17 protein-coding genes are annotated in these 20,629 nt (G+C 65.1%); 13 read left to right on the plus strand and 4 right to left on the minus strand.

Features of this window, described 5'->3' with window-relative positions; translation table 11 throughout:
* Positions 1-126: 126 nt before the first annotated feature.
* Positions 127-357, minus strand: a complete 231-nt coding sequence (locus tag F474_RS22635; protein WP_165830288.1) for an EF-hand domain-containing protein — start codon at positions 355-357, stop codon at positions 127-129.
* 197 nt (positions 358-554) lie between these two features.
* Here F474_RS22635 and F474_RS09360 point away from each other — a divergent pair, with 197 nt between their 5' ends.
* From F474_RS09360 to urtE, 10 genes are all read left to right on the plus strand, one after another.
* Complete coding sequence (locus tag F474_RS09360) at positions 555-1,019, plus strand: Lrp/AsnC family transcriptional regulator (protein ID WP_097085416.1); 465 nt, start codon at positions 555-557, stop codon at positions 1,017-1,019.
* A gap of 119 nt (positions 1,020-1,138) precedes the next feature.
* The gene (locus F474_RS09365) at positions 1,139-1,747 is read left to right on the plus strand and encodes a YitT family protein (protein WP_097085415.1); all 609 of its coding nucleotides are present in this window, start codon (positions 1,139-1,141) and stop codon (positions 1,745-1,747) included.
* 176 nt (positions 1,748-1,923) lie between these two features.
* The gene (gene atzF / locus F474_RS09370) at positions 1,924-3,738 is read left to right on the plus strand and encodes an allophanate hydrolase (RefSeq protein WP_097085606.1); all 1,815 of its coding nucleotides are present in this window, start codon (positions 1,924-1,926) and stop codon (positions 3,736-3,738) included.
* Between the two features lie 29 nt (positions 3,739-3,767).
* Complete coding sequence (gene uca, locus F474_RS09375) at positions 3,768-7,394, plus strand: urea carboxylase (RefSeq protein WP_097085414.1); 3,627 nt, start codon at positions 3,768-3,770, stop codon at positions 7,392-7,394.
* A gap of 16 nt (positions 7,395-7,410) precedes the next feature.
* Positions 7,411-8,136: a GntR family transcriptional regulator gene (locus F474_RS09380; RefSeq protein ID WP_097085413.1), complete on the plus strand. Its 726-nt coding sequence runs from the start codon at positions 7,411-7,413 to the stop codon at positions 8,134-8,136.
* 59 nt (positions 8,137-8,195) lie between these two features.
* A complete protein-coding gene (gene urtA, locus F474_RS09385) occupies positions 8,196-9,461 on the plus strand; it encodes an urea ABC transporter substrate-binding protein (protein ID WP_097085412.1) in 1,266 nt (421 codons plus the stop codon).
* Between the two features lie 65 nt (positions 9,462-9,526).
* The gene (gene urtB / locus F474_RS09390; protein ID WP_097085411.1) at positions 9,527-11,113 is read left to right on the plus strand and encodes an urea ABC transporter permease subunit UrtB; all 1,587 of its coding nucleotides are present in this window, start codon (positions 9,527-9,529) and stop codon (positions 11,111-11,113) included.
* Positions 11,113-12,192 (plus strand): urea ABC transporter permease subunit UrtC, encoded by a 1,080-nt coding sequence (urtC, locus tag F474_RS09395; protein ID WP_097085410.1) that lies wholly within the window; start codon positions 11,113-11,115, stop codon positions 12,190-12,192. Before urtB ends, urtC begins: the two co-directional genes overlap by 1 nt.
* Positions 12,189-13,007, plus strand: coding sequence for an urea ABC transporter ATP-binding protein UrtD (urtD, locus tag F474_RS09400; protein WP_097085409.1), 819 nt, complete (start codon positions 12,189-12,191; stop codon positions 13,005-13,007). Before urtC ends, urtD begins: the two co-directional genes overlap by 4 nt.
* 12 nt (positions 13,008-13,019) lie before the next feature.
* Positions 13,020-13,718 (plus strand): urea ABC transporter ATP-binding subunit UrtE, encoded by a 699-nt coding sequence (gene urtE, locus F474_RS09405; protein WP_097085408.1) that lies wholly within the window; start codon positions 13,020-13,022, stop codon positions 13,716-13,718.
* Between the two features lie 25 nt (positions 13,719-13,743).
* On the opposite strand, the gene F474_RS09410 is transcribed toward urtE, so the two are convergent.
* Together F474_RS09410 and F474_RS09415 are read right to left on the minus strand one after the other, a co-directional pair.
* Positions 13,744-14,976 (minus strand): acyl-CoA dehydrogenase family protein, encoded by a 1,233-nt coding sequence (locus F474_RS09410; RefSeq protein ID WP_097085407.1) that lies wholly within the window; start codon positions 14,974-14,976, stop codon positions 13,744-13,746.
* Positions 14,977-15,161: 185 nt separating this feature from the next.
* Entirely contained in the window at positions 15,162-16,079 is a 918-nt protein-coding gene (locus tag F474_RS09415; RefSeq protein ID WP_097085406.1) for a LysR family transcriptional regulator, read from the minus strand.
* A 117-nt stretch (positions 16,080-16,196) separates the two neighbouring features.
* Here F474_RS09415 and F474_RS09420 point away from each other — a divergent pair, with 117 nt between their 5' ends.
* From F474_RS09420 to F474_RS09430, 3 genes are read left to right on the plus strand one after another with little or no spacing between them, the layout of a single operon-like run.
* Entirely contained in the window at positions 16,197-16,955 is a 759-nt protein-coding gene (locus F474_RS09420; protein WP_097085405.1) for a 5-oxoprolinase subunit PxpA, read from the plus strand.
* A gap of 32 nt (positions 16,956-16,987) precedes the next feature.
* Positions 16,988-17,860: an allophanate hydrolase subunit 1 gene (locus F474_RS09425; protein WP_097085404.1), complete on the plus strand. Its 873-nt coding sequence runs from the start codon at positions 16,988-16,990 to the stop codon at positions 17,858-17,860.
* Positions 17,857-18,831, plus strand: coding sequence for a biotin-dependent carboxyltransferase family protein (locus tag F474_RS09430; protein WP_097085403.1), 975 nt, complete (start codon positions 17,857-17,859; stop codon positions 18,829-18,831). The genes F474_RS09425 and F474_RS09430 overlap by 4 nt, the downstream gene beginning before the upstream one ends.
* A 41-nt stretch (positions 18,832-18,872) precedes the next feature.
* Here F474_RS09430 and F474_RS09435 read toward each other — a convergent pair whose 3' ends face one another.
* Positions 18,873-20,498: a BCCT family transporter gene (locus F474_RS09435; protein WP_097085402.1), complete on the minus strand. Its 1,626-nt coding sequence runs from the start codon at positions 20,496-20,498 to the stop codon at positions 18,873-18,875.
* Positions 20,499-20,629: the final 131 nt, after the last annotated feature.

Below are 20,629 nucleotides of genomic sequence, written 5' to 3' on the forward strand. Positions count from 1 at the left end.
TCCGCGGCCCGCTAGATGACGACTGGGTGCTCGAAACACGGGGGGCGGTTTCAGGGTTGTGCACCGCCCCTCACCAAACGCTCTGCTGCTCAGGCCCTGCACCATGAAGCAGCCGAACGATCGTCGTCAGTCATTTTCCAGTTGGTTTTTGTAATCTTGGAGAAACTCATTCCACGAGATCTTGCCGTCGCCGTCGGTGTTGATCTTTCCAATTATCTGATCCACCGTTTCGTCACTCAGAAAGCGTTTCAATGCATCCGAAAGCTCTCCAACGGTCAGGGTTCCATCTCGGTCTTTGTCCAGGGCGTGAAAGGCATTTTTAGCGAGTTGAAGTTGTTCTCCAGTCAGTTCAAGCATGGGGAAGCTCCCTTGGGGTTGTTGGCTACGTGGAGCTTCATACTCAACCTCCGGCAGTAGGGCCACAACTGGCATTTCTACCGGTTTTTGCGGTTCCACTCTGCTCGGCACTCCCAATGGTGGGGTTAGCATACGCCAGCGGGCACCTGCTACCCTGCGATGCCTCACCTAGCGAACCTGCCCAGGGCTACATTCCCATGCACGACATCGATGCCCATGACCTGAAGATCCTCACCCTGCTGCAAGCCAACGGCCGGTTGGGCAACCAGGAGTTGAGCGAGCTGGTGGGCCTGTCGGCCTCGCAATGCTCGCGCCGGCGCATGGCGCTCGAGCAGGCCGGCTTGATTCTCGGCTACCACGCGCGCCTGGCGCCCCAGGCCATGAATACCCAAGTGGTGGCGATGGTGGAGGTCAGCCTGGTCAACCATGCCCGGGGCACCAGCGAAGGCTTCGAGCGTTTCGTGCTGGAGGAGGCCGCGGTGATCGACGTGTACAAGACCACAGGTGAAGCCGACTACAGCTTGAAGGTGGCGGTGGCCGGGTTGGCGGAACTCAATGGGTTGATGGGCCGGCTGACGGCCAATACGATGATCAGCCACCTGAAAACGGCCGTGGTGCTGGAGCGCTTCAAGGAAGCGGGCGTAGCGATAGGGAGTGCGTGAGTGATTGATTTGTGCGTGTTTGTGTATGAAAAATAAATCCTTATGCGTTTTTTCAGTGTAAATGCATGATGTGTGCGGTGGCGTGGTAGAGTTGCCCCTCTGCCTTGAGCCTGCTGCCCATGACCGCCGCCACCCCCCCTTTTCCCCATTCCCGTATCGAAGACGGCCTTGCCCTGCTGGTGGGCACCTTGCTGGTTGCCTTTGGCCTGCTGCTGGTGCGCGAAGGCGGCCTGGTCACCGGCGGCACCGCGGGCATTGCGCTGTTCATTCACTACGCCTGGGGCTACGGCTTCGGGCTGGTGTTCTTTCTGATCAACCTGCCGTTCTATTACCTGGCGGTGCGCCGCATGGGTTGGGGGTTCACCCTCAAGACCTTCGCCGCCATCGGCCTGGTATCGCTGATCAGCGACCACAGCAAGGGGCTGATCGCGTTAGCGAGCATCGAGCCGCTGTACGCCGCATTGATGGGCAACGTGATCCTGGGCGTGGGCTTTCTGGTGCTGTTTCGCCACCGCGCCAGCATGGGCGGGCTGAACATCCTCATGCTGTTCCTCCAGCAGCGCTTCGGCTGGCGCGCCGGTTGGCTGCAGTTAGGCTGCGACGTGCTGATCCTGTGCCTGTCGCTGAGCGTGGTGGCCTGGCCTGTCTGGCTGATGTCGATTGCCGGCGCAGGGGTGCTGAACTCGATCATCGGTATGAACCACCGGGCCGGGCGCTATCAGGCCTGAAGGGCGACATCGAAAGCGGGGCACCTTCTCTGTGCAAGGTGGCGCTAGATTGGTGCAGCGCTCAGCCAAGAAGCTCAGGCCTCTTGCGCCTATCTCACTGAAACCAAAGCATAAACTCGACTTGGCCCGGCCTTTGCTAAATCGAATTCACACTTGGATACAAGATGGAATTCGAGATGGCAACCTACGATGCTCCCGCGCCAGGATGGACGCTCACCCACTGGGCCGAGGCTTACGCCCAAGGCCATATGGACCCCGGCGTATTACTGGACTGGGTGGCGGGTTATGCCCGCGATGACGCCGCCTGGATCACCGTGGCGGCCCCCGAGCAGATCCGCCAGCAATTGCTGCAGCTCGAGCAACAGCTGGCCGACCAGGGTGGCGATAGGGCCCGGCTGCCGCTGTACGGCGTGCCTTTCGCCATCAAAGACAACATCGATGCCGCTGGCTGGCCGACCAGCGCAGCCTGCCCGGCGTTTACCTATGAGGCCACGCAGGACGCCACGGTCGTCAGCCGTCTCAAGGCCGCCGGTGCGATTCTGGTCGGCAAGACCAACCTGGACCAGTTCGCCACTGGCCTGGTCGGCACCCGTTCACCCTTCGGTGAAGTGCCCAATGCGTTCGATCCAGGCTATGTCAGCGGCGGCTCCAGCTCAGGCTCTGCTTCGGTGGTGGCGCGCGGGCTGGTGGCCTTTTCGCTGGGTACCGACACCGCCGGCTCTGGGCGTGTGCCGGCGGGTTTCAACAACATCGTGGGGCTCAAACCCACCAAGGGCTGGCTGCCGACCACCGGTGTAGTGCCGGCCTGCCGCACCGTGGATTGCGTCTCAGTGTTCGCACTGACGGCCGAAGATGCCCATGCGGTGGTCGAAGTGCTGGCCGGTTTCGACCCGAGCGATGCGTACTCGCGGGTGCACCCCAATACGGCGCCGGTGGCCATCGGCCGTGCCCCTCGCCTTGCAGTGCCGGCGGTGCTGGAGTTTTTTGGAGATACCCAGAACCAGGCCGCCTTCCAGGCCGCTACCGCGCACCTGTCGGCGCTGGGCGCCCACCTTGAGCCGATTGACTTCACCCCGTTCAAGGCCCTAGCTGAGCAGCTCTACCAGGGGCCGTGGGTGGCCGAGCGCACCGTCGCGGTCGAAGCGACGCTGCGCAGTAACCCCGAAGCCATCCACCCGGTGGTGCGCAGCATCGTCGAAAATGGCTTGGCTTACAGCGCCTGCGATGCCTACAAGGCCGAATACCTGCGGGCCGAGCTGAGCCGGCAGATCCAGGCAGCGCTGGAGGGCTTCGATGCCTTGCTGGTGCCCACCTCACCTACCTTGCGTACCCGCGCAGAGATGGGCGAGGAGCCGGTGCTGTTCAATGCTCAGTTCGGCTACTACACCAACTTCACCAATCTGGCCGACCTCTGCGCCTTGGCGCTGCCGGCAGGTTTTCGCGGCGATGGGCTGCCGGCCGGCATCACGCTGATCGCCCCCGCCTGGCACGACCGTGCCTTGGTGCAGCTGGGTAAGCGCTGGCAGGCCCACCTGGCTCTGCCGCTCGGTGCTACGGGGCAACCGGCCCCGGCGCCGCGGCCCGCCACCCAGGTGCCGGGGTGCGTGCGGGTGGCGGTAGTCGGCGCGCACCTGACCGGCATGCCGCTCAATCATCAGCTCAGCAGCCGAGGCGCGGTGTTGGTGGAGCAGACCACCACCTGTGCCGACTACCGCCTCTATGCCTTGCCCGGCACCGTACCGCCCAAGCCTGGGCTGGCCCGGGCCGAAGCGGGCGCGGCGATCATCGTCGAGCTGTGGGACATCCCATTGGCGCGCTTCGGCGAGTTCGTCGCCGAAATCCCCAGCCCCTTGGGCATCGGCAACCTGACGCTGGCTGACGGGCGCAGCGTCAAGGGCTTCATCTGCGAACCCTGGGCCTTGGCCAAGGCCCAGGACATCACCGCCCATGGCGGCTGGCGTGCCTACATCGCCAGCCTCGCCAACGCCTGAGCCGCCCCCCTGTTACGGAGCCAAGCCCCATGTTCGATACCGTTTTGATCGCCAACCGCGGCGAGATCGCCGTCCGCGCTATTGGCACGCTCAAGCGCCTGGGCATTCGCAGTGTCGCTGTGTATTCGGAGCCTGATCGCAATGCCGCGCACGTGGCCATGGCCGACAGGGCAGTGGCGCTGACAGGGGAAAAGGCCGCTGATACTTATCTGCGTATCGACAAGATCTTGGCCATCGCCCGCGAAACCGGCGCCCAGGCGATCTACCCCGGCTATGGTTTTCTGTCGGAAAGCGCTGAGTTCGCCGAAGCGTGCGAGCAGGCGGGCATCGCTTTCATCGGCCCGACCGCCACGCAGATTCGCGAGTTCGGCCTCAAGCACCGCGCCCGGGAATTGGCCGCCCAGGCCCAGGTACCGATGACCCCCGGCACCGGCCTGCTGGAGAGCCTGGACCACGCGCTGCAGGAAGCGGCGCGCATCGGTTACCCGGTGATGCTAAAGACCACCGCCGGTGGCGGCGGCATCGGCCTGACCCGCTGCGAAAGCGCCGCCCAATTGAGTGAGGCCTACGACAGCGTCAAGCGTATGGGCGAGCAATTCTTCAGCGACGCAGGCGCGTTTCTGGAGCGCTACGTCGACCAGGCCCGGCACATCGAGGTGCAGATATTCGGCGACGGCCACGGCCAGGTGGTGGCCTTGGGTGAGCGAGACTGCTCGCTTCAACGGCGCAACCAGAAAGTGCTGGAGGAAACCCCGGCGCCGCTGCTGCCTGAAGCTACCCGCCAGGCCCTGCACCAGGCAGCGGTGCAGCTGGGGAAGTCGGTCAATTACCGCAGCGCCGGCACCGTGGAGTTCATCTATGACGCTGCCGCCGATGCGTTTTACTTTCTGGAGGTCAATACGCGCCTGCAGGTCGAGCACCCGGTGACCGAGGCGGTCACCGGGCTGGACCTGATCGAGTGCATGCTCAAGGTGGGCGCTGGTGCCCCACTGGACTGGGCACGGCTGCGCCAGGCGCCCCAAGGGGCCGCCATCGAGGTGCGGCTGTATGCCGAAGACCCGCTGCGCAATTTCCTGCCCAGCCCGGGCGTGCTGACCGACGTGCACTTTCCCGAGCACGTGCGGGTAGACGGTTGGGTGAGCACCGGGACGGAAGTCTCTGCCTTCTATGACCCGATGTTGGCCAAGCTGATCGTGCACGGGCGTGACCGCAACCAGGCCATCGCCCGGCTGCAGGCGGCCCTGGCCGAAACGCGGCTGCACGGCATAGCCACCAACCTGGGTTATTTGCGCCAGGTGGTGGCCGACCCGCGCTTCGCGCAGGCCCAGGTGTTCACCCGCTTGCTCGACAGCTTCGTCTACGCCGCCCAGGCCATCGAGGTGATCGAGCCGGGCACCTACAGCAGCGTGCAGGATTACCCTGGCCGGCTGGGCTACTGGAACATCGGCGTGCCGCCTTCCGGGCCGATGGATAACTACGCGTTCCGCCTGGCCAACCGCATCGTCGGTAACCACCCCAGCGCTGCGGGCCTGGAATTCACGCTGCAGGGCCCCACGCTCAAATTCCACTGCGCCGCCACCATCGCCCTGGCCGGGGCCGATTGCCCGGCGACCCTGGACGGCGAGCCGGTGCCTTATTGGGTACCGATCAACCTGAAGGCCGGCCAGACCCTGCGCCTGGGCCGTGCCGCCAGCGGTTGCCGGGCGTACCTGGCAGTGCGCAATGGCCTGGACGTGCCGCAATACCTGGGCAGCCGCTCCACCTTCGCCCTGGGGCAGTTCGGCGGCCATGCCGGGCGCACCCTGCGTGCCACCGACCTGCTGGAGATTTCGCAGCCGGCATTGCCGGCCTGTACCACCCCGGCACCCGTCTGTGCCCCCCAAGGGCTGCCCCCCGCGCTGGTGCCCACTTATGGCACCGATTGGGAAGTCGCGGTGCTCTACGGGCCCCACGGCGCACCGGATTTCTTCACCCAGTCAGCGATCGACGACTTCTTCGCCACCGACTGGGAAGTGCACTACAACTCCAACCGCCTGGGCATCCGGCTGTCCGGGCCCAAGCCGAGCTGGGCCCGTGCCGATGGTGGGGAGGCCGGGCTGCACCCGTCGAACGTGCACGATTGCGAGTACGCCATCGGCGCGATCAATTTCACCGGCGACTTTCCGGTGATCCTGACCCAGGACGGCCCAAGCCTGGGCGGCTTCGTCTGCCCAGTGACCATCGCTAAGGCCGAATTGTGGAAAGTGGGGCAGGTCAAGCCCGGCGACCGCATCCGTTTTCACCCCATCAGTTTCGAACAGGCGCAGCACCTGGAACAGGCTCAGGCCCAGCGCATCGCCGAGCTGGCGCCGGCCCAAGCGCAGCCGCTGCCAGCCCCTTCACTGCTGCCGCAAGGCACCCGCTCGGCCACCGTGCTGCGCGAGCTGCCGGCCAGTGCCGAACGGCCGGCGGTGGTCTATCGCCAGGCCGGTGACGGATACATCCTGATGGAGTACGGCGACAACGTGCTGGATATCGCCTCGCGGCTGCGTATCCATTTGCTGATGGAGGCCCTGAGTGCCGCCAGAATCGCCGGCCTGGAAGAGCTGGCGCCCGGGGTGCGTTCGCTGCAATTGCGTTACGACAGCCAGGTGCTGGAACAGCAGGCGTTGCTGGAGCACCTGGTAGCGCTGGAGACCCAGTTGGGAGATGTGGCCAACATCAAGGTGCCCACGCGCATCGTGCACCTGCCCATCGCCTTCGAAGACAGCGCCACCCTGGCGGCCGTCGCGCGCTACCGTGAGACAGTCTGCGCCCAGGCGCCGTGGTTGCCGGACAACATCGATTTTCTGCAGCGCATCAACGGGCTGGCCAGCCGCGAGCAGGTGATGGAGATCATCAGCCAGGCCCATTACCTGATCCTGGGCCTGGGCGATGTTTACCTGGACGCACCCTGCGCCGTGCCGCTGGACCCGCGCCACCGGTTGCTCAGCTCCAAGTACAACCCGGCGCGGACCTTCACCGCTGAAGGCACGGTGGGCATCGGTGGCATGTACATGTGCATCTACGGCATGGACTCGCCCGGCGGCTATCAGTTAGTGGGGCGCACGCTGCCGATCTGGAACCGTTTCAACAAGAACCCCCAGTTCAAGGACGGCCAGCCCTGGCTGCTGCATTTCTTCGATCAGGTGAAGTTCTATCCGGTCAGCGAAGAGGAGCTGGTGGCTTTTCGGGAAGCCTTTCGCGAAGGCCGTGCGCAGATCCGGATCGAGCACACCGAGTTCGATTTCGCCCAGTACAGCGCCTTTCTGAACGAGCACGCCGGCAGCATCGGCCAGTTCCAGGCGCGCCAGAAACAAGCGTTCGAGGCCGAGGTACAACGCTGGGCCGAGTTCGATCTGGAGCCGGCGGCTGCGCCCCTGCCGGCACAGGCCCCTGCCGTGGAGGCTCAGGGCGAGCCGTTGCGGGCCGACATGAACGGCAGCCTGTGGAAGGTGCTGGCCAAGCCGGGGCAGCGAGTGGCTGCAGGCGACAAACTGCTGGTGATCGAAGCGATGAAGATGGAGCTGGCGGTGCTGGCGCCGGTGGCGGGGACGGTCACGGCGCTGGCCTGCGTGCCGGGGCAGGCGGTGGTGCCTGGCGACGTTCTGCTTTATATCCAGCCTTCCGAAGACTGAGCCACGGACCCTCGCCATGCAGATCTCCCGACCCACCCGCTCCAAGGACCGCCCGGACAACATGGCCGAGCGTATCTACCAGCAACTGAAAAACGACATCTTCGAGTTTCGCCTGCTGCCCGGCGACCGCTTCAGCGAAACCGATGTGGCCGAGCGGGTGGAGGCCAGCCGTACGCCGGTGCGCCAGGCGCTGTATCGGCTGGAGCGGGAGGGTTACCTGGAGGTGTATTTCCGCAGCGGCTGGCAAGTGCGGCCGTTCGACTTCAACTATTTCGAAGAGCTCTACGACGTTCGTATCGTCCTGGAAACCGCAGCACTGGCTCGGCTGGGCCAGGCCGACATCGAAGCCAACCCGGTGCTGGAGGAGCTGCGCCGGCTCTGGCTGGTGCCCGCCAGTGAACGGCTGGCCGACACCCAGCAGGTCTCGGCGCTCGATGAGCGTTTCCACTGCGCGCTGGTGCAGGCCACTGGCAACAGCGAGATGGCGCGCATGCATTTCGAGATCACCGAGAAGATCCGCATCATCCGCCGCCTGGATTTCACCCAGGTGCCTCGCATCAACGCCACCTATGAAGAACATGGGCAGATCCTCACTGCGATCTTCCAGCGCCGTACCGAACAAGCGCAGCAATTGCTGAAGAGCCATATCGAAATCAGCAAAAAAGAAGTGCGCAAAATCACGATTCACATGCTGCACATGGCTCGCCAGCGTGCATACGTGGAGTCGAACGCGGGCCTTTGATCACACTGCCGTGGCCGCCCGGCCAACCGAACAAATCACATTCAATGGAGCGGATAACGATGAAACGTCGCAGCTTGATCAAAGCCTTCACACTCAGCGCCTCGATCGCCGCCATGGGGCTGTCCTGGACCGCGCAAGCGGCCGACACCATCAAGGTCGGCATTTTGCACTCGCTGTCCGGCACCATGGCCATCTCCGAGACCTCGCTCAAGGACATGGCGTTGATGACCATCGACGACATCAACAAGCATGGCGGCGTGAACGGCAAGATGCTCGAGCCGGTGGTGGTCGACCCAGCCTCCAACTGGCCGCTGTTTGCCGAAAAGGCGCGCCAGCTGATCACCCAGGACAAGGTGGCGGTGGTGTTCGGCTGCTGGACGTCGGTCTCGCGCAAGTCGGTGCTGCCGGTGTTCGAAGAGCTCAACGGCTTGCTGTTCTACCCCGTGCAGTACGAAGGCGAAGAGATGTCGCCAAACGTGTTCTACACCGGTGCTGCGCCCAACCAGCAGGCGATCCCTGCGGTGGAGTACCTGATGAGCGAGGAGGGCGGTGGCGCCAAACGGTTCTTCCTGCTGGGCACCGACTACGTCTACCCGCGCACCACCAACAAGATCTTGCGCGCGTTCCTTCACGCCAAAGGGGTGAAGGACAGCGACATCGAAGAGGTCTATACCCCCTTCGGCCACAGCGATTACCAGACCATCGTCGCCAACATCAAGAAGTTCTCTGCCGGCGGCAAAACGGCCGTGGTCTCGACCGTCAACGGCGATTCCAACGTGCCGTTCTACAAGGAACTGGCCAACCAGGGCCTGAAAGCCACCGATGTACCGGTGGTGGCGTTCTCGGTGGGCGAAGAAGAGTTGCGCGGCATCGACACCAAGCCTCTGGTGGGCAACCTGGCCGCCTGGAACTACTTCGAGTCGGTGGAGAACCCGGTGAACAAGCAGTTCGTGGCCGATTGGAAAGCCTACGCCAAGGCCCACAACCTGCCCAACGCCGACACCGTGGTCACCAATGACCCGATGGAAGCCACTTACGTCGGTATCCACATGTGGGCGCAGGCGGCCGAGAAAGCCAAGTCGTTTGATGTCGACAAGGTGCGCGAGGCCATGGCCGGGCAGACCTTCAAGGCACCGTCGGGCTTCACCCTGACCATGGACAAGACCAACCACCACCTGCACAAGCCGGTGATGATCGGCGAGATCCAGGATGACGGCCAGTTCAACGTGGTCTGGCAGACCCAGGAACCGATCCGCGCCCAGCCGTGGAGCCCGTACATCCCGGGTAACGAAAGCAAACCGGACCACCCGGTCAAGAGCAAGTGATGCGCAGGCGCCTCGCCGCTCGGGCGAGCGGGGCGCCACCCTGGGTTCACTGCAGGACAACCCTCATGCCGACTTATTTCTCACGCCTGTTGCTGGCTGTGTTGCTGCTGGTGCCGGTGCGGCTGCTGGCCGCCGAGGCCGAAATAGGTGCGCCCAGCGATGCGGCCGCCTTCGTCAGCGCCGACTATGCCGGGCAAGCTGCGTTACTCGAACACTGGGCCGCGTCGCCCAGCGAGGCGCGCGCCGGGCTGGTGCTGGCCATTGCCGAAGGGCGGCTGGCCGCTGACAGCCAGAAGCGCCCTTACATCGAAACCGGCGGCCAGTTCACGCCGCCGGCCGACCCGCAGGATGCCCCGCGCAAGCTGCGGCTGAACAACCGCCTGCGCGGCCTGGCCGAGACGGCGCTGGCCAGCCAGCGCCTGCTGGCCGGCACCCCTGAGCAGCGCCTGGAGGCCGCCCGCCAATTGCAAAACAGCGCCCGGCCCGAGCAATTGCCCTGGCTGCAGCAACAGGCTGCACAGGCGCCGGAGGGTGCGCTGCGCAGCGCGCTGAACCTGGCGCTGGCCAACCTTCAGCTGACCGCCAACGATGCCCAGGTGCGCTTGCAGGCGGTGCGCCTGTTGGGCGAAACCGGTGAGCCGATGGCCCAGGCGCGGCTGCAGAACCTGCTCGCTGGCGACACCGAAACCGACACGGCGGTGCGCACCGCCGCGCAGACCAGCCTGGCGCAGATCAAGCGCCAGCTGATGATCGGCGAATGGCTCGGGCAAGCCTTCAGCGGCCTGTCGCTGGGCTCGATCCTGTTGCTGGCGGCGCTTGGGTTGGCAATCACCTTCGGCTTGCTGGGCGTGATCAACATGGCCCACGGTGAGATGCTGATGCTCGGCGCCTACGCCACCTATTGCGTGCAACTGCTCTGCCAGCGCTATGCGCCAGGGTGGTTGGAGTGGTACCCGCTGCTGGCGCTGCCGGTGGCCTTCGGCGTGACGGCGGCCGTGGGCATGGCGCTGGAGCGCACGATCATTCGCCACCTTTACGGGCGGCCGCTGGAAACTTTGCTCGCCACCTGGGGCATCAGCCTGATGCTGATCCAGGCGGTGCGCGTGCTGTTCGGTGCGCAGAACGTCGAGGTGGCCAACCCGGCATGGCTCTCCGGTGGCCTGCAGGTGCTGCCCAACCTGGTGCTGCCCTGGAACCGCCTGGTGATCATCGGCTTTGCCTCGGCCGTGGTGCTGCTGACCTGGCTGCTGCTGAACAAGACCCGGCTGGGCCTGAATGTGCGGGCGGTCACTCAGAACCGCAACATGGCCGCATGCTGTGGTGTGCCGACTGGCCGGGTCGACATGCTCGCCTTCGGCCTGGGCTCGGGCATCGCCGGCCTGGGCGGCGTTGCGCTGAGCCAGGTGGGCAATGTCGGGCCTGACCTCGGCCAGGGCTACATCATCGATTCGTTCCTGGTGGTGGTGCTCGGCGGCGTGGGCCAGCTGGCCGGCAGCGTCTGGGCCGCGGCGGGCCTGGGGGTCGCCAACAAGCTGCTGGAACCACAGATCGGTGCAGTGCTGGGCAAAATCCTGATCCTGGCGCTGGTCATTCTGTTCATCCAGAAACGCCCGCAAGGGCTGTTCGCACTCAAAGGGCGGGTAATCGACTGATGAATCAGCCATTGATGATCACCGCAACGCACAAGGCCGGGCCGCGCCTGGCCGCTGCCCTCGCCGCCGTGGTGGGCCTTGGGCTGATAGCCATGGCCCTGCTGTCGTTGCTACCGGCCGGCAACCCCCTGCAGGTGTCGGCTTACAGCCTGACCCTGGTGGGCAAGATCCTCTGCTACGCCGTGGTGGCCTTGGCCCTGGACCTGGTGTGGGGGTATGCCGGGCTGCTCTCGTTGGGCCATGGCTTGTTCTTCGCCTTGGGTGGCTATGCCATGGGCATGTACCTGATGCGCCAGAGCGCAGGCGACGGCCTGCCGGCATTCATGACCTTTCTGTCGTGGACCGAGCTGCCCTGGTACTGGTATGGCACCTCGCATTTTCTCTGGGCGCTGTGCCTGGTGGTGCTGGCGCCTGGCCTCTTGGCGCTGGTGTTCGGCTTCTTCGCCTTCCGCTCACGGATCAAGGGGGTGTACTTCTCGATCATGACCCAGGCGCTGACCTTCGCCGGGATGTTGCTGTTCTTTCGCAACGAAACCGGTTTCGGCGGTAACAACGGCTTTACCGGTTTCCGGACCGTGCTGGGCTTTTCCATCACCGCCCCGGCCACCCGCGCGGTGCTGTTCCTGCTGACGGTGGCGTTGCTCGCCGGCAGCCTGTGGCTGGGCTGGCGGCTGTCGCGCAGCAAGTTCGGCCGGGTGCTGACCGCGGTGCGCGACGCGGAAAACCGGCTGATGTTCTGCGGCTACGACCCTCGCGGCTACAAGCTGTTCATCTGGGTGCTCAGTGCGGTGTTGTGCGGCCTGGCCGGGGCGCTCTACGTGCCCCAGGTAGGCATCATCAACCCTAGCGAGATGTCGCCGACCAACTCCATCGAGGCGGCAGTGTGGGTGGCCTTGGGCGGCCGCGGCAGCCTGGTGGGCCCGCTGCTGGGGGCCGGGGTGGTCAATGGCATGAAGAGCTGGTTCACCGTGGCCTTTCCCGAGTTCTGGCTGTTCTTTCTGGGCGCGCTGTTCATCGGCGTCACCCTGTACCTGCCCAAGGGCGTGATCGGCCTGGTCAAACGCAAGGAGGCCGCATGAACACCGCGCGTACCGCCGCTGACCCGCGAGAGGCCATCGGCCTGGGCGCAGCGCCTGGCAAGGGCCTGGATACCCGCCACGGCACCGTGCTTACCCTCGAAGGCATCAGCGTGAGCTTCGACGGCTTCAAGGCCTTGAACGATCTGAACCTGTACATCGGCGTGGGTGAGCTGCGCTGCATCATTGGCCCCAACGGCGCCGGCAAGACCACGCTGATGGACGTGATCACCGGCAAGACCCGGCCCAGCACCGGCCAGGCCTGGTTCGGCGAAACCCTGGACCTGACGCGCATGAGCGAAGTGCGCATCGCCCAGGCCGGCATTGGCCGCAAGTTCCAGAAGCCTACGGTGTTCGAGGCACTGACCGTGTTCGAAAACCTTGAGCTGGCCCAGCGTGCCGACAAGTCGGTATGGGCCAGCCTGCGGGCCCGCCTGACTGGCCAACAGCGCGATGGCATCGAGGCGGTGATGCAGACCATCGGCCTGGCCGGGGCCCGGCAACGCCCCGCCGGGCTGCTGTCGCACGGGCAGAAGCAGTTCCTGGAGATCGGCATGCTGCTGGTGCAACAGCCGCAATTGTTGCTGCTCGACGAGCCGGTGGCGGGCATGACCGATGCCGAAACCGAATTCACCGCCGAGCTGTTCAAGCAATTGGCCGGGAAGCATTCCTTGATGGTGGTGGAGCACGACATGGGTTTCGTCGGCAGCATCGCCGACCACGTGACTGTACTCCACCAGGGCAGCGTGCTGGCCGAGGGCTCGCTGGCGCAGGTTCAGGCCAACGAGCGGGTAATCGAAGTGTATCTGGGCCGCTGACAGGAGCTGCACATGCTCAACGTTGAACAGTTGCATCAATATTATGGCGGCAGCCACATCCTGCGCGGGCTGACGTTCCAGGCCAGGGTGGGCGAGGTGACGTGCTTGCTGGGCCGCAATGGCGTGGGCAAGACCACCTTGCTGCGCTGCCTGATGGGCCTGTTGCCGGCCCGCGAGGGCCAGGTGAGCTGGGAGGGCAGGGTGATCACCGGGCACAAGCCACACCAGCGCGTGCAGGCCGGCATCGCCTATGTGCCTCAAGGCCGGGAAATCTTCCCGCGCCTGAGTGTGGAAGAAAACCTGCTGATGGGCCTGTCGCGCTTTCCGGCGCGCCAGGCGCGGGCGGTGCCGGCGTTCATCTACGAGCTGTTTCCGGTGCTCGAGCAAATGAAACACCGCCGCGGGGGCGACCTTTCCGGTGGCCAGCAACAACAGCTGGCGATCGGCCGGGCGCTGGCCAGCCAACCGCGGCTGCTGATCCTCGACGAACCCACCGAAGGCATTCAGCCCTCGGTGATCAAGGAAATCGGCGGGGTGATCAAACAGCTCGCCGCCCGTGGCGACATGGCGATCGTGCTGGTAGAGCAGTTCTACGACTTCGCCGCCGAGCTCGCCGACCAGTACCTAGTGATGGCCCGGGGCGAGATTGTCAGCCAGGGGCGCGGGGTGGACATGGAGCGCGACGGCGTGCGGGGGCTGGTGGCGATCTGAACCGTCCACTTGATCGCTGCAGCCCTCAGGCCACGCCGATCTTCCACTGGGGCGGCGGCGGGGTGCCGTTGACCGCGTAGTCGCCGACGATGCGCTCCTTGTACACCCGTGGGTTGTGCGAGGCCAGGGTGCGTGCGTTGCGCCAGAAACGGTCCAGCCCATTGGGCTTGAGCGTGGCAGACGCGCCCAAGGCGTCGAACAGGCGCCCGGCGCCGTCGATGATCAGGTCGGCGACCACATTCAGCGATTGGCATATCTCAAGCTCGGCAAGCGCTGCCTCTTCGGCCAGTGCGTGACCATTGCGCGCCTCGAACACACGCTGCAGGGCAAAGGCGTTCTGCTGGGCGATGGCACCTGCGCAGTAGGCCGCGCTGCGCACCTGGCCGACTACCGCGAGGATCTGCGCATCCTGGCTCACCCGGTCAGCATTGCCGATGCTGAAGGTGCGGGTGCGCGCTGCCACGGCGGCGGCCACTTCATCGCTCATGGCCCGGCCCATGCCGGCCAGATTGGCCAGGTGAAACAGCTGCAGATACCCCGGCGAATAGGCAAAGCGCTCTTCAACCGAGGTGACCTCCGCCGCGCGCACTGCCACTTCGCGAAAGTGCGCGGTGCCGCTGGCGGTGAGGGTCTGGCCGAAACCGTTCCAGTCATCCAGCACCTGCACCCCCGGCGCATCGCGGCGCACGCTGGCATTGACCCGGTTGCCATTCGGGTCGGTGGCGCCTACGTCGATCCAGTCCGCATACAAAGCGCCGGTGGTGTAGAACTTGGTGCCTTCCAGGCGCCAATCGGCGCCGTCCGGGATGAGGCGGGTGGAGAACTCGGCACGCTTGGCGTTACCTGCCTCGCTGCCGGCCGGCCCGATGGTCTCGCCCTTGCCGGCGCGCACCAGCCAGCGTTCGCGGCGCTGCGCATCGTGGCTGTTGAGCAGGTTCTCGACAAAGCTGAAATGCCCGCGCAGCGCCTGCACCAGGTTCGAGTCGGCCTCACCCAGCTCGGTGAGCAGGCCGAACAGCTCCGGCAGCGTGGCCCCCGCCCCGCCGTAGTCCTGTGGCACGCGCAGTGCGGTGAAACCGCTGTCTTTGAGCCAGCCCAGCTCAGTGAGCGGCAAGGTTCGGTTGAGCTCTCGCGCAACGGCGCTTTCGCGGATGCGCGCGAACAAGGGGCGAAACGGCGCGGCAAGGCGGTCGTAACGCTGGGATGGCGCTGCGCCCCAGGCGCGGCGGGTAGGCGATGGAAAAAACGAAGCTGGCATGGGACGGCCCTTGAACAATGAGAGGCGTCGCGACCAGGCAGTGGAGCGGCTTCAGGTGGTGGTAGTCAGCGGCCGTGCCGAGTGCGGGGTTGTGAGCGGGCACGCTAAACCAAGGGCCGGGCGGGGGGAAATAATCATTGGGTATTAGCTCATGCTGGGCCGGGTACCTGCGCCGCCACCCGGGCTCAGCGGCGCGCCGCCTGCTGCTGCGGCGCCAGAAATGCGCCATGAAAGTAATCCCGCAACGCCTGCATCGCCGGGGTGAACGCCCGCTCCCGGTGCCAGGCCAGGCCCACGCTCATGGGGGTGACTTCATCGCTGAGCGTGCGGGTTTCGATGCGCTTGCCTTCCAGCGACCAGGGCCGGTGTACCAGGTCCGAGAGGATCGCCACGCCGCTGCCGTTGGCAACCATGCTGCGCACCGCCTCCACCGAGCTGGTGCGCACGCGGATGTTCGGGCGTTGCCTGGCCTTGGCCCAGTAGCGCATGGCGCTGTGCTCGGCTTCGTCGACCGTCAGCGAGATGTACGGCAGCTCGGCCACATCGCGCAGGCTGACGCTGGGGCGCTCGCACAGCGGGTGCTGATGTGGCAGCCACAGCCGCCGTTCGGAGTTGAACAGCGTCTCGGAAAAGATATCGGGGTGGGTGAGGTTGGCAGTGAGCACCACGGCCATGTCGAATTCGCCCTGCAGTAGCCCCTCTTCGATGGCCTGGCGTTCGCGTTCGTGCACCTGGATATGCACCTCCGGTTGCCAGTGTTCGAGCCGCTGCAGGTGGTGCGGCAGAAAATAGCCCAGCACCGTGTAGCTGGCGGCCAGGTTCAGCTGGCCGCGGGCGCTCGCCTCGGGCAGGGGGCTATTGAGGGCGTCGTCGACACTGCGCAGGATCACATAGGCACGGTTGAGAAAATGCCGGCCGGCGTCGGTCAGGCTCATCCCCTGGGCCGAGCGCTGGAACAGCAGGCTGCCCAACAGCCCTTCGAGCTCCTTGATCGCGGTGGTGATCGCCGATTGAGAAATGTTCAGGTGAATCGCCGCCTGCGAGATCTGGCCGGTTTCAGCAGTCGCGACGAAGTAGCGAATCTGGCGCAGGGTCAACGACATGAGGGCTCCGGGAAGTATCTGTTTTTCAGAACGAAGGTGGTCTGATAATAGATCTTCCCAAGGGCCAGCCGCGAGCCCTACTTTCAAGCCCATGCACTCACAGCAGGAGCTCTCGGTATGCAGGCGGTAGATCTGAACTCGGACATGGGCGAAGGCTTCGGCCCCTGGACCATCGGCGACGGTGTCGATGAGCAATTGATGGGCTTGATCAGCTCGGCCAACATCGCCACCGGCTTTCATGCCGGCGACCCAGGCACCATGCGCAAGACCCTGGAGCGTGCCCGCCAGCAGGGTGTGGCCGTCGGTGCGCACCCAGGCTTTCGCGACCTGGTCGGCTTCGGCCGGCGGCACATCCAGGCGCCGGCCCGCGAGCTGGTCGACGACATGCTCTACCAACTCGGCGCACTGCGTGAGCTGGCCCGCGATCAGGGCCTTGCGCTGCAGCACATCAAGCCCCACGGCGCCCTCTACATGCACCTGGCGCGTGACGAAGAGGCCGCCACCTTGCTGGTGCAGAGCCTGCGGCGGGTGGCGCCCCAGTTGTGGTTGTACTGCATGCCCGGCTCGATGATCTGGCAAGTGGCCACCGCCTATGGCCAGCCGGTGGTGCGTGAGTTCTACGCTGACCGCGAATACGACGTGAGCGGCTCGATCGTCTTCACCCGCAATGCCCGGGCCTACGAGCCCGCCCAGGTAGCCGAGCGGGTGTTGCGTGCCTGCCAGCAAGGCAAGGTGCGCACGGTGTCAGGGCAAGACCTTGAAATCGCTTTCGATTCGATCTGCCTGCACAGCGACACCCCCGGCGCGCTGGGCCTGGCCGAGGCGACCCGAGTGGCCTTGGACGAGGCGGGCATCAAGGTTCGTGCGTTCAACTGATTGATGGTGGGCTAAGCAACAGGGGGTAGGGCATGAGTGATTCGATTCGCTACAGCTTCGGCGCTGATGAGCATCTGTTCGCCGAGGTCAGCGAGAGTATGTCGCTTGAGGCGTTCTTCAAGGGCATGGCGATTACCCGCGCGGTGGAGCGGCTGGATTTGGATGGGGTGCTGGACGTGTGCCTGGCCAATGCCTCGTTCCAGATTCGTTTCGACCCCGATCGCCTGGCGCCGCAGCGCCTGCTGGAGGCGGTCAAAGGCGCCGAGCGCGAGGCGGTGGCCGAGCGCAGCATTCAGACGCGCATCATTGAAATTCCGGTGCTTTATAACGACCCCTGGACCCACGAAACCCTCATGCGTTTTCGTGATCGCCATCAGGACCCATCCAGCACCGACCTGGAGTACGCCGCCCGCATCAACGGCCTGGCCGATGTCGACGCGTTCATTGCCGCGCACAGTGGCGCGCCCTGGTTCGTTTCGATGGTGGGCTTTGTCGCCGGGTTGCCGTTCATGTTCCAGATGGTCGAGCGCCAGCGGCAGTTGCAGGTGCCCAAGTACCTGCGCCCGCGCACCGACACGCCCAAGCACACCCTCGGCCACGGCGGTTGTTTCGGCTGCATCTACTCGGTGCGCGGCGCCGGTGGCTATCAGATGTTCGGCGTCACACCGGCGCCCATCTATGACCCGGCGCAACGGCTGGCCTACCTGCAAGAGCACATGGTGTTCTTCCGCCCGGGTGACATCGTGCAGTTCAAGCCCATCGACCGCCCCGCCTACGACCGGGCGCTGGCCGAGGTCGAAGCGGGGCGCTTCGACCTGAAGATCCGCCCCGTGGCGTTTTCGCTGGATGCCTTTCTGGCCGACCCCCACGGCTACCCGAAAACCTTGCAGGAGGTGTTGGCATGATCGAGGTCATCAAGCCGGGCCTGGCGACGTCCGTCCAGGACATGGGGCGCGAAGGGTACTACCACCTGGGCATTCCGCCGGGCGGTGCGCTGGATCAATACGCCTTGCGGGCGGCCAACCTGCTGGTGGGCAACCCTGAAGGCGCCGCGGCCCTTGAGTGCACACTGGTGGGCCCGGAGCTGGTATTCGAGACGGATGCGCTGGTCGCGGTGTGTGGGGCGAACATGACGCCGAAGCTCGACGGGGTCGCGCAACACCACAGCACGGCGTTCGAGGTGCGGGCCGGGCAAGTGCTGCAGTTCGACTTTCCCCGTGGCGGTGCGCGAGCCTACCTGGCGCTGGCCGGAGGCATCGAGGTGCCCGAGGTGCTGGGCAGCCGTTCGACCTACGCCCTCGGTGCGTTGGGTGGCTACCAGGGCCGCAAGCTGCTGGCCGGTGATCGGCTGGCGCTGGGGGCGGCCAGCGGCCGTAGCCAGGCGGGGGCTAGCCTGCCTATGGCGCTGCGCCAGTCACTCGGCGGCGAGGTGACCTTGCGTGTGGTGCCGGGCCTTTACCACGAGCGCTTGACCGCAGAAGCGGCGGTCGGTTTTTTCGAAGACACCTGGGCCGTGGGCTCAGAGGCCGACCGCATCGGCTACCGCTTCAAGGGCGGCAACCCGCTGGCGTTCAAGCCGCGCGAGCAGCCTTTTGGTGCCGGCTCCGACCCGTCCAACATCGTCGACAGCTGCTACCCGATCGGGTCGATCCAGGTGCCGGCGGGGCTTGAGCCGATCGTGCTGCACCGTGATGCGGTGTCTGGCGGTGGCTACGCGATGATCGGTACGGTCATCAGCGCCGACCTCGACCTGATCGGCCAGATGCAACCCAACCAGAAGGCGCGCTTTGTGCCGGTGACGCTGGAGCAGGCGCTGGAGGCTCGCCAGGCCTACAAGAAGCGGCTTGCCTGCCTGAACCGGTTGTTCGGCACCTGATACGGCCAGCTTGGGCGGGTTGGCTGCCGCCCAGGCCCGCTTCAGGCGCTGCGGCGTTGTGGCAGCGCCGGGTGGGCCGTGGCGTGCGCATCGCGCTCAGCCCTGAACCGCTCGAACTGCTCCTGCTCGTGGGCGGTGTCATCGCGCATGGCTGTGTACAAGCCCCACATGAACACGGCGAGCACCACGGAAAACGGCAGCCCGGCGAGCACCACCATGGTCTGCATCGCCTCGAAGTTGCCCGCGAATAACAACCCCACCGTCACCAGGGTGATCAGTGCAGACCAGAAGATTCTCAGCCAGTGGGGCGCGTCTTCGTCGACTTCGCCGCCGACGCACGAGAGGTTGGCCATCATCACAGCGCCGGAGTCAGCCGGGGTGAGGAACAGCACGAACCCCACGAACACCGCCACGCCCACCACCAGCTTGGCGGCGGGGAAATACTCCAGCAGTTGGTAGATCGACATCGAAGGCTCCGCCAGTGCCGTTTGCCCCAACTGCGCGGCGCCGTGGTTCATCACCAGGTCCAGGGCGGTGTTGCCGAATATCGACAACCACGCCAAGGTAAAGCCCAAGGGGATCAACAGCACGCCCCAGACCACTTCGCGCACCGTGCGGCCACGGGAAATGCGCGCAATGAACATGCCCACGAACGGGCCCCAGGAAATCCACCAGGCCCAGTAGAACACGGTCCACAGCCCTAACCAGCGCTCAGCCTTGGCCGGGGCCGGCTGGTAGGCGTAGAGGTCGAAGGTCTTGAGCACGATGCCGTTGAGGTAATCGCCCAGGTTTTGCACCAAGCCGTTGATCAGATGCAGGGTCGGGCCGAAGAACAGCACGAATAGCAGCAGGCCGCTGAACAGCACGATGTTCAGGTTCGACAGCCGGCGGATGCCGTTCTCGACCCCGGAGACCGCAGCGATCGTGGCCACGGTGCTCATGACCAGGATTACCAGCAGCAGGTTGGCCTGGCTGTGTTGCCAACCAAACAGATACTCCAGCCCCGACGACACCTGCAGTGCGCCGATGCCCAGGTTGGTAACCAGGCCGAGAAGGGTGACGAACATGCCGAACACGTCCACCGCGTTGCCCGCCCAACCCTGCACCCAGCGCTGCTTCATCAAGGGGTACAGCGCCGAGCGCAGTGCCAGTGGCTGGCCGTTGCGGTAGGCAAAATAACCCACTGCCAGGCCCACCAGCGCATAGATCGCCCACCCATGCAGGCCCCAATGCAAAAAGCTCAGTTGCAACGCCTGGCGCGCGGCCTCGAGGCTCTGCGGCGTGCCTTGGGGCGGGTTGTAGAAATGGTCGAGCGGCTCGGATGCACCGAAATACAGAAGCGAGATGCCGATACCGGAAGAGAACAGCATGCCGGCCCAGGCGCCGTAGCTGAAATCGGGCCGGTCATTGGGGCCCCCCAGCTTGAGCTTGCCGAACGAAGAGAAGGCCAGCGCGATCACGAAGACCAGATAGGCACCGATCATCAGCATGTAGTACCAGCCGAAGGTCAGCGACAGCCAGGTCTGGGCAGCGCCTAGCCAGCGACCTGCGCGGTCAGGGGTGGCGATCAGCACAGCGGTGAGTACCAGGATCAGTGTGGCTGTGGTGTAGAACACCGAGCGGTTGAGCCGAACCGGTGCCGGCGGTTTGAGGGAGACAGAACTCATTGCACGAAGGCTCCAGGCAGAGCAAGGGGTAGTGGGCGCAGGTTGTTGTCACGGTCTTTGAAGCGCCGTTTTTCGCCGCAGGGCCTTTAAAGGCCTCTAGTGCGCCCACTTTGCAGACATTTCAGCCGTCA

The organism is Pseudomonas sp. URIL14HWK12:I12 (genome assembly GCF_003097135.1).
Classification (GTDB): domain Bacteria; phylum Pseudomonadota; class Gammaproteobacteria; order Pseudomonadales; family Pseudomonadaceae; genus Aquipseudomonas.